The organism is Streptomyces sp. NPDC102451, from assembly GCF_044765485.1.
Taxonomy (GTDB): domain Bacteria; phylum Actinomycetota; class Actinomycetes; order Streptomycetales; family Streptomycetaceae; genus Streptomyces.
Map to the genome: position 1 here is coordinate 43,771 of NZ_JBIWKD010000025.1, position 14,649 is coordinate 58,419.

Genomic DNA, 14,649 nt, shown 5'->3' on the forward strand with positions numbered 1-14,649 from the left:
AGGGTGCGGGCGTGCCGGGGGCCGGAGCGCGCTCAGGTGTGGCCCGGGTGCGGGGGGTCGCCGTGGGCCAGCCGGTCCGCCCACTTCAGCCCGTGCGCGTAGTAGTCGTCCAGCACCGCCCGCACGGCGGGCCCGTCGGCAGCCGTGATCGCCTCCACCAGCTCCTGGTGGCCGTTCCACAGCCAGTCGCGTACGTCGCCGTCGCCGCGCAGGTACGGGACGGCGAAGGCCCAGGCCTGCATTCGCAGCCGTTGCAGGAAGTCGCTGATGTAGGCGTTGCCGACGACCGCGCCCAGCTCCCGCCAGAACCGCAGGTCGTAGCCGATGAGGATGTCGAGGTCACCGCCGCGCGCCGCCCGTGCGGCCTCCTCGCCCCGGCGGCGTACGGAGACGAGGGCGGCCCGGTGGGCGCCGATCACGGCGGGCGCCGAACCGGTCCCGTCGAAGATCCGCCGGAACACCCCGTCTATGACCAGGGCCCGTGCCTCGACCATCGCCCGGTAGTCGGCGACGGAGAACTCCCGGACGCGGAAGCCGCGGTGCTGGTCGGATTCGAGCAGCCCCTGCGCGGAGAGGTCGAAGAGCGCTTCCCGTACGGGCGTCGCGGACACCCCGTACTGCTCGGCGATCTGCTTGACGGTGAACTCCACCCGGGGCCGCAGACGCCCCGCGAGCACCTCGTCGCGCAGTGCGTCGGCGATCTGCTGCCGCAGCGTGCTGCGGGTCACGCCTCCGCTCGCGCCCATGACGCCCCCTCCCGTTCTCGGCTTGGGTCACCTTACGACCTGGTGGGGGCGTCACTCCGGTTGCGCCGTCTACAGCGTGTGCTCGTCCGCGACCGAGAGGGCCGCGTCCAGGGCGGCGAGGCCCTCCTTCGCCTCCGCCTCGGTGATGTTGCAGGCGGGGACGACATGGGTGCGGTTCATGTTGATGAAGGGCCAGAGGCCGTTCTTCCGGCAGGCCGCGCCGAAGGCGGCCATCGGGGCGTTGGCCTCGCCGGTCGCGTTGTACGGGACCAGGGGCTCGCGGGTCTCCCTGTCACGGACCAGCTCCAGCGCCCAGAACGCGCCGAGCCCCCGCACCTCGCCGACGGACGGGTGCCGCTCGGCGAGCTCGCGCAGACCGGGGCCGAGCACGTGCTCGCCGAGGTGTGCGGCGCTCTCGACGACCTTCTCGTCCTCCATCACGCCGATCGTCGCGACGGCGGCGGCACAGGCCAGCGGGTGGCCGGAGTAGGTGAGTCCGCCGGGGTAGGGGCGCGTCTCGAACGTGGCGGCGATCTCGGCGTTGATCGCGACGCCGCCGAGCGGCACGTAACCGGAGTTCACGCCCTTCGCGAAGGTCATCAGGTCCGGCACGACACCGTCGTGGTCGGCGGCGAACCACTTCCCGGTGCGTCCGAAACCGGCCATCACCTCGTCCAGCACGAACACGATCCCGTACCGGTCGCAGATCTCGCGGACTCCCGCGAGGTAGCCGGGCGGCGGCGTCATGATGCCGGCCGTGCCGGGGATCGTCTCCAGGATGATCGCGGCGACGGTCGCCGGGCCCTCGAAGGCGAGCGTGTCCTCGAGGTGCTGGAGTGCGCGGGCGCACTCCTCGGCCTCCGTCTGCGCGTGGAACGGGGAGCGGTAGAGGAACGGCGCCCAGAAGCGGACGACGCCCGCCGATCCGGTGTCGGACGCCCAGCGGCGCGGGTCGCCGGTGAGGTTGATCGCGGTGGAGGTGGCTCCGTGGTACGAGCGGTAGGCGGAGAGCACCTTCGTGCGCCCGGTGTGGACGCGGGCCATGCGGACGGCGTTCTCGACGGCCTCGGCGCCGCCGTTGGTGAAGAAGATCTTGTCCAGGTCGCCGGGGGTGCGCTCGGCGATCAGCCGGGCGGCCTCGGAGCGCGCCTCGACGGCGAAGGCGGGTGCGAACGTGGCGAGCTTGCCCGCCTGTTCCTGGATCGCGGCGACCACGGTGGGGTGCTGGTAGCCGATGTTGGTGAAGACGAGACCGCTGGTGAAGTCCAGATAGCGGTTGCCGTCGTAGTCCCAGAAGTACACCCCCTCGGCGCCGGCGACGGCGAGCGGGTCGATCAGGCCCTGGGCGGACCAGGAGTGGAACACGTGCGCGCGGTCGGCGGCCTTCACGGCCGCGCCCGCTGCGGGGTCGGCGTACGGGGCGCGAGGGGCATCGGGGCTCATGCGGCGAGCGTATGCGGCGGCGCGGCCGTCCTCCATGGCCACTGTGTACGGCGTGGGCCGCCCGGCTCGGCAGGGTGTCGGGTCTCCGCCCGGCAACCGGCCGATCTATTGACAGCATGTTGTCATCATGACAGGCTGCTGTCGTAAGGATCGGTTCACGGAATTCCGCCACCGGAGGTCGTCATGACCGGCACGAGCGTCCACCTGGCCGTCTACGACACGTTCGCCGACTGGGAGCCGGGCTTCGCCACGTCCCAGCTCACCCAGCACGGTCACACCGTGCGCACCGTCGGCCTCACCACCGCACCCGTCACCACGATGGGCGGGGTCCGCGTCCAGCCCGATCTGCCGCTCGACGCGCTGGACCCTGCCGGGAGCGAGCTGCTGATCCTCACCGGCGCCTCCCTGTGGGACGCCGGGGACACCCTCGCCCCCTTCGCCCGGGCGGCACGGGAATTCCTGGAGGCGGGTGTGCCGGTGGCGGCCATCTGCGGGGCGACCGCGGGACTGGCCCGCGAGGGACTGCTCGACGGGCGCCGCCACACGAGCGCCGTCTCCTTCTACCTCGCGGCCACGGGGTACGCGGGCGGCGCGCACTACGTGGACGCCGACGCGGTGACGGACCCCGGCGCGGACACACCGTCCGGCGGGGTGCCGCGCGGCGCTCTCGTCACGGCGGGGCCGACCGAGCCGGTCGCCTTCGCCCGCGAGATCTTCGGTCTGCTCGGGGTGTTCGAGCCGAAGAAGCTGGATGCCTGGTACCGGCTCTTCCACGACTCGGACGCCGGCGCCTACGAGGAGCTGAACGCATGAGCGCTACGACCGACGGGGCCTCCGGGACCGGCGGGGACCCAGGGAACGGCGAGAGCGCGGGGAACCCCACTCTGCTCAGCCGCACCGCGCTCGGGGTGTTCCGGCTCAACGGCCGGTTCCTGGCGGTCGCCGAGGAGCTGGCCGGGCCCGCCGGGCTCACGGCGGCCCGGTGGCAGGTCCTCGGCGCGGTCCTGACCGAGCCGCTTCCCGTGTCGGGGATCGCCCGCGCGATGGGGATCACCCGGCAGAGCGTGCAGCGGATCGCCGATCTGCTGGTCGACCGGGGCCTCGCCGAGTACCTCGCGAACCCGGCCCACCGGCGCGCCAAGCTGCTCCGCCCCACCGCGGAGGGCCGGGACGCGGTGCGACGGATCATCCCCGCCCACGCGGAGTTCGCGGCGCGGCTGGCCGGGGAGCTGGGCGAGGAGGAGTTCGCCCGGACCGTCGAGGTGCTGGAGCGGCTCTCGGCCGCCATGGACACCCTGACGTCCCCGGCCGGGCTGCCGCCGGAGCCCTCCGGGGGCTGAGGGCCGCCTCCGGACAGGTGCGCCGCTATTCTCGACCCCACGGTCCGCCACGGCCGTACGGGGAGGAAACGCACCATGGAGAAGCTGGGCGCCGGCGATCCGCAACGCATCGGCACCTACCGCCTGTTGGGGCGTCTCGGCGCCGGCGGGATGGGCCAGGTGTTCCTGGCACGCTCGGACCGGGGCCGTACCGTCGCCATCAAGCTGGTCCGTCCCGAGCTCGCCGAACTGCAGCATTTCCGCGACCGCTTCCGGGCGGAGGTGCAGGCCGCCCGGCGGGTCGGCGGCTCCTGGACCGCGCCGGTTCTCGACGCCGGGGTGGACGCCGCGGTGCCGTGGGTGGCCACCGGTTACGTCGCCGGCCCCTCGCTCCACCGCATCGTCTCGGGGCGTCCTGGCGCGCCGGTGCCCGACCCGGAGGCGTACGGTCCGCTCCCCGGGCGCTCCGTTTGCATCCTGGGCGCCGGGCTCGCGGGGGCCCTCCAGGACATCCACCGCGCCGGGCTGATCCACCGTGACCTGAAACCGTCCAACGTCCTGATGACGATCGACGGGCCCCGTGTCATCGACTTCGGGATCGCCCGGGCCCTGGACACCGTGGCCGACGGCGGCCTCACCCGCACCGGCGCGATGATCGGCTCCCCCGGGTTCATGTCGCCCGAGCAGGTGCGGGGCGAGCGCGTGACGCCCGCGTGCGACGTGTTCTGTCTCGGGGCCGTCCTGGCGTACGCGGCCACCGGCCGGCTGCCGTTCGGTACGGCGGACACCGGAGCCCACGCGCTGATGTACCGGATAGTGCAAGAGGAGCCCGACCTCACCGGCGTACCCGTCGACCTGGTCGAGCTGATCCAGGAGTGCCTGGCGAAGGACCCGGCCGCACGGCCGACCACGGACGCCGTCCTGGAGCGGCTGGGCGATACGGACACGGCCGAGCCGTGGCTTCCGGGCGCCCTGATCGCCCAGCTGGGCCGGCACGCGGTGGAGCTGCTGGACTCCGAGGACCCGGAGGACCCCGGGGAGTCCGGTGCCGCCGGGGAGTCCGGTGCCGCCGGGGGCCCGCGGGCGGCGCAGGTGCCCGCCGCACCCGCCGGGCCCGCTCCTCCCGCGCCGGTGCCGCCTCCCGCCGCCGCGCACCTGACCCCCGCGTTCGCCCGGCCACCGGTGCCGCAGCCTCCCGCACCGGCACGTGCGTACGGCTATCCGCAACAGCCCTCCCCCGCCAACGGATACAGGCCGCCCGTTCCTCCGTACGGCCGGCCCGGGGGCTTCGCGCCGCCGCCCGAACGCCGCCGCGCGGTGGGCTCCACCCTGCTGCTGGTCGCCGTCGCGCTGCTCGTCGCGGTGGGGGCGGGCTGGGGGGTCTACGCCTTCATGCGGGGCGGGGACGGCGATCCCACGGCGAACCCCAGCGGGTCGGTCTCCCCTTCCGGTCACGGCTCCTCGGGCGGCGAAGGCTCCGGCGGCACCGACGGCAAGGGCTCCGACGGCTCCGTCCCCTCCGGGTTCCTGGGCACCTGGTCCGGCACCGTCGAGGGCGGCGGGGGAGCGTCGAACCGTCAACTGGTCGTCCAGCAGGGCGAGGTGGGCGACACCGTGATGTCCCTCACCGCCGAAGGCCCGCTCGACACGGGCGGCTCCTACCGCTGCGTGTTCCAGGCCGAGCTGGCGAGCGAGCCGTCCTCCGGCGGGCCCGTCCGCATCGGGCCCTCCCAGGTGGTCGAGGGCGAACCGGAGGCCTCGTGCACCCCGGGGGAGCCCACCGTCCTGACGCTGCAGCCCGACGGCACCCTGCGCCGCCAGATCACCTCCACCGGCCAGAGCCTGACGTACACGAAGACGGGCTGAGCGGCAGCACGAGCAGGGGCACACACGGCCGAGGGCACGCGGTCACGCCGCGAGGTCCACCGCCCGGAACGCGAGCCACAGGTCGTACCGCGCGCTCGGAGTCTGGAGCAGCGACCTGCACAGCAGTGCTTCGAGCCGGGTGAGGCGCTTGCGCGCGCCGGGCACGGAGATGCCCAGTTCGGCGGCGGCCGGGCTCAGTTGGGCCTCGCACCGCAGCCAGGTCCGCAGGGTGTCCTCCGCCGTCGGTCCGGCCCGGCCGACGAGCCGCAGCTGCTGGAGGGCCCAGTCCTGGACCCCGGGGGCACGCAGCACCGTGTCGAGGTCCCGGGGCGCGGCGGCATCCCCCGGGTCGGGGCGCTGCAGGGCCGGAGTGGCCCTGATCCGCAGGGCCAGGTCGACGGCCGCCTGGTCCGCCACCCGGTTCAGGTCCAGGCCGAGGAGTTCACCGACGAGCTTCAGCCGGGCGGCCAGCGTGTTGCGGTGGATCTTCAGGTGCTGGGTGGCGTGGGAGGAGAACGCCAGCCAGGACGCGAGGGTCGCCGACAGCTCCTGGCTGCCCGGGTCCTGCGAGCGGCGCGGCAGATGGGCGAGGAGGGGCGCGAGCAGGGCGTCGGCCCACCGGGCCCCGGCGGCGCCCACGACCAGCGCGGGCTCCGGGGCGGCACCGAATCTGGCGTGGCGCCCGGGGAGTCCACGGGCGACGGCGAGGGCGTGGAAGGCCTGCTGGTAGGCGGTCGCCGTGTCGGGCAGCCGCACCTCCTCGCTGACGCCTACGACGCAGTCCTCCACGAGTCCGGCGACGGCCAGACCGAGCGTGCCGCCCTCCGGCCCTTCCGGTCCTTCCGTTTGCGGTTCCGCTTCGTCGTCCGCCGGCACGATCAGGATCAGATGACGGGCGTAGACCGGGCAGCGCACGATCCAGGTACGGCCACCGGAGACGTCCGTACAGATCCGGGCCACCTCGTCCCGCTGCCCTCCCGAGCACTCGACGACGCAGACGCGTACGGGGTCGGGGAGCTTCGGCCGCAGAGCACCCGCCACCTGGTGGGCGATGGAGAGCTGACCCGTCATCAGGAGGTGCAGCACGGCCTCACGGCCCCGGGACTCCGCGAGGTCCACGCGCCGCCGTTTGCGCTCGACGCTCTCCGACGCCCAGGACAGGGCGAGCGGCATCACCGCGTCCGCCATCAGCGTGGTCAGCCCGCCGGGCAGCGGCTTGGGGGCGACGACCGCGAGGACCGGGCCGTGCCCCTCGGACGCCCGGTCGAGGGGAAGCAGCAGCGCGGCGCACTCGTCGGTGTCGAGGGAGTACGAGCCGGCGGCCCTGGCCGTCAGCTCCCGCGCCGCCCGCGCGGCGAGCCCGGCCGCCTCGTGCCCCGGCCACCGGACGTTTCCGGCCACGGCCTGGAGCACCGTGCCGTCCCCGTCAAGGATCCCGGCCCAGCCCTCCGCCCGCTGGGCCAGCCTGCGCAGCAGCTCCGGCGATCCACCGGTCCGCGCCAGCCGGTACATCAGAAGTACGTCGTCGGCCCGTTCCCGCGCACGCACGTGTCCGCTCCTCCCGAACGCTCCTCCCCGGAACCGGAGTGCAGAGTACCGGTCCGGCTGTGCGGTTTGATACCCGTCGTGTTCCACACGGTGCGATTTGAATCTCCCCGCCCGCCGCTGCGTCCACCTAGAGTCCCCAGCGTGTTCCGGGACGTTCGGGGGACGTCGGGGGACGTCAGGACGTCCCGGATCCGGGGGCCCGAGGACGTCGGGGGACGTCCGGACGGCACGGCGGCAGCGGCTCACGGGGGTGGTCGCTGTCGTCGGTCCGCGGCCGCTGTCAGTGGTGCCGCCTAGCGTGGTTCTCGACCGTGACGTACGCCGGACGAGAGGCCCCTGCCGTGGAATTCCGCATCGAGCGTGGCGCACTGACCGATGCCGTCTCGCGGGCGGCCCGGGTGCTGCCCGCGCGCTCGCCCGTTCCCGTCCTCGGCGGGCTCCTCCTCGACGCCGACGCCGGCCGGCTCCGTGTGTCGGGTCTGGACTTCGAGGCCTCCACGCGCGTCGAGACGGAGGCGCACACCGTCCGGCCCGGGAAGGTGCTGGTCATGGGGCGGCGGCTGCTCGACATCTGCAAGGTGCTGCCCGAGGGGCCCGTGGAGTGCGCCCTGGAGGGCTCGCGTCTCACGGTCGTGGGTGACGGCTCCCGCTTCGGCCTCTCGGTCCTCCCCTTCGACGACTATCCGGCGCTGCCGCCGCTGCCGGAGGTCCGCGGGGCGGTGGACGCCGGGGAGTTCGCCTCGGCGGTCGCCCAGGTGGCGGTGGCGGCGGGGCGGGACGACACCCTGCCGACGCTCACCGGGATCCGTCTCGGTCTCGACGGCACCACGATGACCCTGGCGGCGACGGACCGGTACCGCTTCGCGGTGCGCACCCTGCCGTTCAAGGCGACGGCGCCCGAGGTGGCGGCCGATGTCGTGGTGTCGGCGCGCCGGCTGGCCGAGATCGCCCGGTCGCTCGGCGGGCCCGGGCAGGTCGATGTCGCCGTGGACGGGGGCTCGGTCGGGTTCGAGCACGCCGGGACGCGTACGACGGTGCGGCTGCTGGACGGCAGACTCCCGCGCCACGACAAGCTGTTCGCGATGGCGGACCCCGCGGTCGTGGTGCTGGACCGGGCCCGTCTGGTGGAGGCCGTCAAGCGGGTCTCCGTGGTCGCGGACGGCGGCAGTCCGCTCCAGCTGACGTTCTCCGCCGGGCCGGAGGGCTCGGTTCTGCTGCAGGCGGGGTTCGAGGACGATGTGGCCTCGCAGCGGCTGCCCGCGGTCTCGGCCGGTGCGGTGGAGATGGCCGTGGCCTTCAACCCCGCGTATCTGATGGACGCCCTGTCCTCCTTCGAGGACGCGACGGTCCGGATGAAGCTGATGGGGCCGGGGCAGCGCGCCATGGTCACCGGCGGGGACGGCACCGGGACGGTCACCCACCAGCATCTGCTGATGTCCGTGAAACCGCCGCTGCTCTGACCCCTGGGGCGGGCGCCCCGGAGCCCCGGGGCGGGGTCAGCGCCCCGGGAGCGTCGCCGTCTCCCCGACGGCGGCCAGCAGCCAGACGGGGAACTCCGGATCGGCCTGCCCCACCGACAGTCCGAGCCAGCGCGTGCCCCCGGGCACCCGCCAGACCTGCATGCTGCCCGCCAGCTGGCAGAGCTGCCCCATGGGCTCCGGGGCGACATCCTCGCCCGAGCCGTCGTCGTCCCGCTCCAGATACGGCCAGAGGTCGACGGTCTCCGGCTCGCCCCACCGCTCGCTCAGCGCGGTCGCCAGCACGCTGAACTCGGTCTCGATCTCCTGCTCGGCGGGTTCGACGACCTCGGGCGACCGGTCGTCCCAGAAGTCCTGGCTCGCCCGGAGGATCAGCAGGTGGTGTCCGGGGCCGCTGCTGCGCACACCGTTGTCCTCGCTCTCCTCCCCCGGCGGGAAGGGCAGGGCGAGGACCTTGTCGATCAGGGCCAGGCGGGCCTCGGTGGTCGCGGGAGGGGTGCCGGCGTTTTCCGTGTCCATGGGGCCCGATCCTGCCAACCGCCCGCTCCGGAAAACGAATCGGGGGCGCGCACGGCCACTGCCGTACGCGCCCCCTTCTCCCCCGGGGTGGGGCCGGGTTCAGCAGCTCAGGTTCGAGCCGGGCGTGGTTCCGAGGATCTGGACGAACGCCTGGTACGTGTCGATGCGGCTCTGGACCTGGGCGGGGTTGCCGCCGTTGCACTCGATGCTGCCGTTGATCGAGCGGATCGTCTCACCGAAGCCGGCGCCGTTGACGATGGCGTTGTGCGGCGTCATGGTGCCGGGGCCGCTCTGGGTGTTCCAGTACCAGAGGCCGGTCTTCCAGGCCACGGACGCGTTCTGCTCGACCAGGTAGGGGTTGCCGAGCAGGTCGATGCCCAGCGCGTCACCGGCGGCCTTGTAGTTGAAGTTCCAGCTGAGCTGGATGGGACCACGCCCGTAGTAGGCGGCCTGTCCGGCCGGGCAGCCGTAGGACTGGCTGGCGTCGCAGTAGTGCGGGTAGTTGGCCTCGTTGATCTCCTTGATGTACACCAGCCCGCCGGTCTCATGGCTGACGTTGGCGAGGAACGCCGCCGCCTCCTGCTTCTTGACCGTGTCGCTGCCGGTGTTGGCGAAGCCCGGGTAGGCGCTCAGGGCCGCGGTGAGGCCACTGTAGGTGTAGAACGAATTCCGGTTCGGGAACATCTGGTTGAACTGGGCCTCGCTCACCAGGAAGCCCGAGGGGTCCGGCTCGCCCGGGTCCGTCTCGCCGCCGGAGCCGCAGCTGCCCTGGTCCGCCCAGACGTCGGACGTGCCGGGCCGCTCGTTCTGGGTCCACCACTTCGCGGACCAGTTGTGCCCTTCGTACGAGGCCGAGCCGCCGCCGGTGTACACGGAGGAGGCGTTCCAGGCCGGGGCGCACGCGGCGGCCGAAGCCGTGGAGGCGGGGAGAAAGACGAACGTCGCGATGACCGCGCCCAGCGCGGCGATCAGGCTCATGACACGTTTGGCCACGTGATCTCTCCTTCGAGCGCGGCGCCCGCGCGAGCGAGCGCCGCCATGGGGGGTTGGAGCCACTCAAGCGCCGATGGTCTGGACCTGTCAAGGTCTAGACCAGAACTCGCCCTCCATCCGGCTGACGCCCAACTCGCCGTAAATGCGGGCCCATTGAACGCGAGGCGAACTTCACCGGAAGGAATCCGGAGGCTCGTCCTCCTCGCGATCCCCGGCCGTACCGTGACGCCATCCGGCACACCGCATCCCCGAGGGAGCGCGAGGACCATGGAGTGGTTCAGCCCCGAGAACGTCGTCGCCGTCCTCACCGCCGTCCTGGGCGTCCTGACGTCGGCGGGCGTGCTCTGGTACGAACGCCGTGTCCCGCGCCGCAAGCGCATCGGCTACCGCGTGCAGATGGACACACCCATCGGCAGCGAGGTGAGCCAGGGCCGGGCCAATGTGCGGCTGGGCCTCTTCAACGAGACCCCGGACATGGCCGACGCCACGCTCGTCCTGCTGCGCATCGAGAACGACGGCTCGCAGTCGATCGGCGACGAGGACTACACCGGGCGCGGGGAACTCAACGGCCTCACGGCGGAGTTCACCGGGCGGACCGTCCGCGGGATCGCCGTGACCCATTCGCCGGACGCCGACCATCTGATGGACCACTTCACCCCGGCCGCCGGGATGCGGCACCACGGCTCGTTCATCCGGCTGCCGCGCGTCCCGCTCAACCGCAACGAGCACTTCAAGCTCCTGGTCCTGCTCACCGGTTCGCACGTGGGCGGGCCCATCAAGGTCACCGGGGGCATCCGGGACGGTGTCGTGGCGCGGAACAAGGCCGCCCGCCCCGACGAGAAGCCCCCGCTGTTCGGACCTGCCGCCAGGAGCATCACCGTGGCGCTCACCGTCTGCGTCGTCGCGCTCGCGGGCATCATCGTCGTACGGGACGACTCCCCGCCGCCGATGGACTGCGCCAGGGGCACCCTCACGGTCACGGGCTCCACGGCGTTCAAGCCCGTCCTGGAGGAGCTGGAGCGTACGTACGAGGACGAGTGCGAGGGCACGGAGATCGTCCTGGACATCCATGGCAGCAACGCCGGGGTGCGGAAGCTCGACGCGCTGGGCGGCAAGGCCGGACCTGCCGGTTCGCCCGCCATGATCGCCTTCTCCGACGGCCCCAGGCCCGCCGCGCTCACCGCGCTGCACGAGAAGCGGGTCGCGATCTCGCTGTTCTCCCTCGTCGTCAACGACACGGTGCCGGTGACCGACCTCTCGCTCGACCAGATCGGACGGATCTACCGCGGCGACATCCGCAACTGGAACGAGATCGAGGGCGGCCCCGACCTGGAGATCAGGCTCGTCAGCCGGGACGCCAACTCCGGGACCCGTGAGGTGTTCCAGCGCCGTGTCCTGAACGGCAGCGAGCCCGCCACCTCCTCGCGCGACTGCACCACCAAGGACTACGCCGACGCCCCGGTCCTCCGCTGCGAACTCGACGGCACGGACCAGGTCCTGGCCGAGGTCGCCCGGCTGGACGGCGCGATCGGCTACACCGAGCTGCGCAACGGCGACGTGCCCGCCGGGGCGCACCGGACGGCCATCGACGGCACCGTCCCCTCCGTCGACTCGATCGGCACCAGCAGCTACCCGTACCGGGAGATCGAGTACGCCTACACCTACGGATCGCCACCCGCCGACTCGCTGGTGACCGGCTTCCTCAACTACGTCGACGACTACGGCGAGGAGATCATGCGGACCGGCGGTCATCTGCCCTGCGCGACCCCGAAGGGGATGCGGCTCTGCGGGGAGGACAGTGCGGTACCCCGGTAGACGACGGAGCGGCCGGACCTTCCACGGGGGAAGGTCCGGCCGCTCCGTCGGTATCTCCTACAGGAAGGAGTTGATCTCGATGGTCTCGGTGCGGCCGGGGCCGACACCGATCGCGGAGATCGGGGCGCCGGACATCTCCTCCAGCGCCTTCACGTACGCCTGCGCGTTCTTCGGCAGGTCGGAGAAGGTCTTGGCCTTCGTGATGTCCTCGGACCAGCCCGGCAGCATCTCGTAGACCGGCTTCGCGTGGTGGAAGTCGGTCTGGCTGTACGGGACCTCCTCGACGCGCTTGCCGTCGATCTCGTACGCCACGCACACCGGGATCTGCTCCCAGCCGGTCAGCACGTCCAGCTTGGTGAGGAAGAAGTCGGTGAGGCCGTTGACCCGGGTCGCGTACCGCGCGATCGGGGCGTCGAACCAGCCGCAGCGGCGGTCACGGCCGGTGGTGACACCGCGCTCGCCACCGATCCGGCGCAGCGCCTCGCCGTCCTCGTCGAGAAGTTCGGTCGGGAAGGGTCCGGCACCGACGCGGGTGGTGTAGGCCTTGAGGATGCCGATGACCCGGCTGATCTTCGTCGGGCCCACGCCGGATCCGGTGCAGGCGCCGCCCGCGGTCGGGTTCGACGAGGTGACGAAGGGGTACGTGCCGTGGTCGACGTCCAGCAGGGTGCCCTGGCCGCCCTCGAAGAGGACGACCTTGCCCTCGTCGATGGCGTCGTTCAGGATCAGCGTCGTGTCGGCGACGTACGGCTTGATCTGCTCCGCGTACTGGAGCATCTCCTCCACGATCTTGCCGGACTCGATCGCGCGCCGGTTGAAGACCTTGGCCAGGAGCTGGTTCTTCTGCTCCAGCGCCGCCTCGACCTTCTGCTCCAGGATCGACTCGTCGTAGAGGTCCTGGACGCGGATGCCGACCCGGTTGATCTTGTCGGCGTACGTCGGGCCGATGCCGCGCCCGGTCGTGCCGATCTTCCGCTTACCGAGGAAGCGTTCCGTCACCTTGTCGACGGTGACGTTGTACGGAGTGATCAAATGAGCGTTGCCGCTGATCAGGAGCTTGGACGTGTCGACGCCTCGCTCGTTCAGACCGCTCAGCTCGGAGAGCAGGACCGCCGGGTCGACGACGACACCGTTCCCGATGACCGGAGTACACCCCGGCGACAGGATTCCGGAGGGGAGGAGATGCAGTGCGTACTTCTGGTCGCCTACGACGACCGTGTGGCCGGCATTGTTGCCGCCCTGGTAACGCACCACATAGTCAACGGATCCACCGAGGAGGTCGGTGGCCTTCCCCTTGCCCTCGTCACCCCACTGAGCACCGAGCAGCACAAGTGCGGGCACAGGCGTACACCCCTTCCGGGCGGGGCATGTCCAAGGTCAGGGGGCGTACGTAAAGGTCGTACCTGCCGTACGACGATGTACGGCAAAGCCTGAGCCGTCGAACCGGGTGCCCCGGAATAGACGAAGCCCCTGGCGCAATAGCGCAAGGGGCTCTTGCACCAAGATGCTACCCGAGGAAGGACCGAGGTGTCGGCTGCAGAGCCCCCCGGCGACGGCGACCACCAGCTACTCGTGCTCATCGACCCCCTTGCCCGCCGCTACGACGGCGAGTCCGTGCGCATCGCGAAGGATGTGCTGAGCGCCGGCGCGCAGGCCAAGATCTGCCTTCCGGACGGCCCCGACGAGTTCGCCAGAGCCCTGCACCGGCGGGGCTCCAGGCGTCCGGTCGTCGTCGGTGACGACCACGCCCTGCTGCGGGCGGTGTCCCAGCTCCACCGGGAGCGGGAGCTGGCCGACAGCGCGCTCTCCCTGATCCCGGTCGGCGCGGCGCACACACTGGAACTCGCCCATGCGCTCGGCGTGCCCAGGGGCGCGGTCGCGGCGGCGCGCACCGCGCTCGACGGGTCGGTGCGCCGGCTGGACCTGCTCGTCGACGACAGCGACGGGGTGGTCCTCGGGGAGCTGCGCATCCCGGCGGCCTGGCCCTCGCCGTGCCCGCCCCACACGGTGTGGGACACCTGCCGCACCCTCGTGGCGTCGCTGGTCCGGCCCGCCCCGCCCTCGCCCTCCGGCCCCTCCAGGTCCCACCGGCTGAGGGTCGAGGCGGACGGGGTCCTGCTGAACGACCTGGACCGGCCGGTGGAGGGCGTCTCGGTGACCGCGCAGGGCGACGGAGGGCTGGCCGACGTGGTCGTCCACACGGCGTCCGGCGGGACGCACACGGCGGAGGCCAAGGCGGTCACGGTCTCCGGCCCGGACTTCCGCTACCGCGCGGACATACAGGTCGCGGGTCCCGTCAGGACCCGCACCTGGACCGTACGCGCGGATGCCTGGGGGCTGGTGCTCCCGGCGGCCGGCGCCTGAGGCCCGGCCGCCGGGGCCTCATCCCGACGCGCCGCGGTGCTCGCGCCACCGGTCCAGGACGCCGACCAGTTCCGCCTGCATGAATGCGAAGAACTCCGCCGTCTCCGCGAGGCGCGCGCCCGCCGGGGTGTCCTCGCCGAGGGAGCGTGCGCCGTCCTTCAGCGTGCGCTCCCAGCGGGTCAGCACCTGGTCCCGGTTGGCGAAGGTGGCGTACCAGATCTCGTCGTGGAGGCGGTAGCGGTCGCGGCGTGAGCCGGGGTCGCGTTCGCGGCCGACCATGCTGACCTGGGTGAGGTAGGTGATCGCACCCGACACGGCGGCCGGGCTGATCCGCAGCTGCCGGCCGAGGTCCGCCGAGGTCATGGAGCCGTCGTCGTCCGCGAGGAGTGCCGCGAAGACGCGCGCGGCCATCCGCTGCATCCCCGCCTCCGTCATCTCGGCCGCGAAGCGCTCGACGAAGCGCGACACCGCGTCCTCGTCGCGGCCCGCGCCCTCCCCCGCACTCCCGGATTCCCCGGTCCCGCTGGTCATGGCCTCCGACGCCTCCCCTGCTCCGAT

General features: G+C 72.4%; 13 protein-coding genes. 6 read left to right on the top strand and 7 right to left on the bottom strand.

Going from position 1 to position 14,649, the window contains the following annotated elements:
* Positions 1-32: 32 nt before the first annotated feature.
* Positions 33-746, bottom strand: a complete 714-nt coding sequence (locus tag ACIRD8_RS34615) for a GntR family transcriptional regulator (RefSeq protein ID WP_404000719.1) — start codon at positions 744-746, stop codon at positions 33-35.
* A 69-nt stretch (positions 747-815) separates the two neighbouring features.
* The gene (locus ACIRD8_RS34620; protein WP_404000722.1) at positions 816-2,189 is read right to left on the bottom strand and encodes an aspartate aminotransferase family protein; all 1,374 of its coding nucleotides are present in this window, start codon (positions 2,187-2,189) and stop codon (positions 816-818) included.
* 183 nt (positions 2,190-2,372) lie between these two features.
* Between ACIRD8_RS34620 and ACIRD8_RS34625 the strand changes: the two genes are divergently transcribed.
* From ACIRD8_RS34625 to ACIRD8_RS34635, 3 genes are all read left to right on the top strand, one after another.
* Positions 2,373-3,002, top strand: a complete 630-nt coding sequence (locus tag ACIRD8_RS34625) for a DJ-1/PfpI family protein (protein ID WP_404000724.1) — start codon at positions 2,373-2,375, stop codon at positions 3,000-3,002.
* The gene (locus tag ACIRD8_RS34630) at positions 2,999-3,529 is read left to right on the top strand and encodes a MarR family winged helix-turn-helix transcriptional regulator (protein ID WP_404000727.1); all 531 of its coding nucleotides are present in this window, start codon (positions 2,999-3,001) and stop codon (positions 3,527-3,529) included. The genes ACIRD8_RS34625 and ACIRD8_RS34630 overlap by 4 nt, the downstream gene beginning before the upstream one ends.
* Positions 3,530-3,604: 75 nt before the next feature.
* Positions 3,605-5,374, top strand: coding sequence for a serine/threonine-protein kinase (locus tag ACIRD8_RS34635; protein WP_404000730.1), 1,770 nt, complete (start codon positions 3,605-3,607; stop codon positions 5,372-5,374).
* A 42-nt stretch (positions 5,375-5,416) separates the two neighbouring features.
* On the opposite strand, the gene ACIRD8_RS34640 is transcribed toward ACIRD8_RS34635, so the two are convergent.
* The gene (locus tag ACIRD8_RS34640; RefSeq protein WP_404000826.1) at positions 5,417-6,886 is read right to left on the bottom strand and encodes a helix-turn-helix domain-containing protein; all 1,470 of its coding nucleotides are present in this window, start codon (positions 6,884-6,886) and stop codon (positions 5,417-5,419) included.
* Positions 6,887-7,263: 377 nt separating this feature from the next.
* On the opposite strand from ACIRD8_RS34640, the gene dnaN reads away from it, so the two are divergent.
* Complete coding sequence (gene dnaN / locus ACIRD8_RS34645; protein ID WP_404000733.1) at positions 7,264-8,382, top strand: DNA polymerase III subunit beta; 1,119 nt, start codon at positions 7,264-7,266, stop codon at positions 8,380-8,382.
* A gap of 36 nt (positions 8,383-8,418) precedes the next feature.
* Here dnaN and ACIRD8_RS34650 read toward each other — a convergent pair whose 3' ends face one another.
* Together ACIRD8_RS34650 and ACIRD8_RS34655 are read right to left on the bottom strand one after the other, a co-directional pair.
* Positions 8,419-8,919 carry a hypothetical protein gene (locus ACIRD8_RS34650; RefSeq protein WP_404000736.1) on the bottom strand — a complete coding sequence of 167 codons (501 nt, stop codon included), beginning with the start codon at positions 8,917-8,919 and terminating at the stop codon, positions 8,419-8,421.
* A gap of 99 nt (positions 8,920-9,018) precedes the next feature.
* Entirely contained in the window at positions 9,019-9,912 is an 894-nt protein-coding gene (locus ACIRD8_RS34655; protein WP_404000739.1) for a glycoside hydrolase family 19 protein, read from the bottom strand.
* A gap of 267 nt (positions 9,913-10,179) precedes the next feature.
* Here ACIRD8_RS34655 and ACIRD8_RS34660 point away from each other — a divergent pair, with 267 nt between their 5' ends.
* Positions 10,180-11,727: a substrate-binding domain-containing protein gene (locus ACIRD8_RS34660; RefSeq protein ID WP_404000742.1), complete on the top strand. Its 1,548-nt coding sequence runs from the start codon at positions 10,180-10,182 to the stop codon at positions 11,725-11,727.
* 57 nt (positions 11,728-11,784) lie between these two features.
* On the opposite strand, the gene ACIRD8_RS34665 is transcribed toward ACIRD8_RS34660, so the two are convergent.
* On the bottom strand, positions 11,785-13,068 hold the full coding sequence (locus tag ACIRD8_RS34665; protein WP_404000745.1) for an adenylosuccinate synthase: 1,284 nt from the start codon (positions 13,066-13,068) through the stop codon (positions 11,785-11,787).
* A 186-nt stretch (positions 13,069-13,254) separates the two neighbouring features.
* Between ACIRD8_RS34665 and ACIRD8_RS34670 the strand changes: the two genes are divergently transcribed.
* Positions 13,255-14,091, top strand: coding sequence for a diacylglycerol kinase (locus ACIRD8_RS34670; protein WP_404000748.1), 837 nt, complete (start codon positions 13,255-13,257; stop codon positions 14,089-14,091).
* An 18-nt stretch (positions 14,092-14,109) separates the two neighbouring features.
* Here the strand turns inward: ACIRD8_RS34670 and ACIRD8_RS34675 are convergent, their stop codons facing one another.
* On the bottom strand, positions 14,110-14,622 hold the full coding sequence (locus ACIRD8_RS34675) for a GbsR/MarR family transcriptional regulator (protein ID WP_404000829.1): 513 nt from the start codon (positions 14,620-14,622) through the stop codon (positions 14,110-14,112).
* Positions 14,623-14,649: the final 27 nt, after the last annotated feature.

Bases quoted from the DNA above. Each gene is read 5' to 3' on its own strand.
- ACIRD8_RS34615 (WP_404000719.1), bottom strand. From the start codon at position 746: ATGGGCGCGAGCGGAGGCGTGACCCGCAGCACGCTGCGGCAGCAGATC.
- ACIRD8_RS34620 (WP_404000722.1), bottom strand. From the start codon at position 2,189: ATGAGCCCCGATGCCCCTCGCGCCCCGTACGCCGACCCCGCAGCGGGC.
- ACIRD8_RS34625 (WP_404000724.1), top strand. From the start codon at position 2,373: ATGACCGGCACGAGCGTCCACCTGGCCGTCTACGACACGTTCGCCGAC.
- ACIRD8_RS34630 (WP_404000727.1), top strand. From the start codon at position 2,999: ATGAGCGCTACGACCGACGGGGCCTCCGGGACCGGCGGGGACCCAGGG.
- ACIRD8_RS34635 (WP_404000730.1), top strand. From the start codon at position 3,605: ATGGAGAAGCTGGGCGCCGGCGATCCGCAACGCATCGGCACCTACCGC.
- ACIRD8_RS34640 (WP_404000826.1), bottom strand. From the start codon at position 6,886: ATGTACCGGCTGGCGCGGACCGGTGGATCGCCGGAGCTGCTGCGCAGG.
- ACIRD8_RS34650 (WP_404000736.1), bottom strand. From the start codon at position 8,919: ATGGACACGGAAAACGCCGGCACCCCTCCCGCGACCACCGAGGCCCGC.
- ACIRD8_RS34660 (WP_404000742.1), top strand. From the start codon at position 10,180: ATGGAGTGGTTCAGCCCCGAGAACGTCGTCGCCGTCCTCACCGCCGTC.
- ACIRD8_RS34675 (WP_404000829.1), bottom strand. From the start codon at position 14,622: ATGACCAGCGGGACCGGGGAATCCGGGAGTGCGGGGGAGGGCGCGGGC.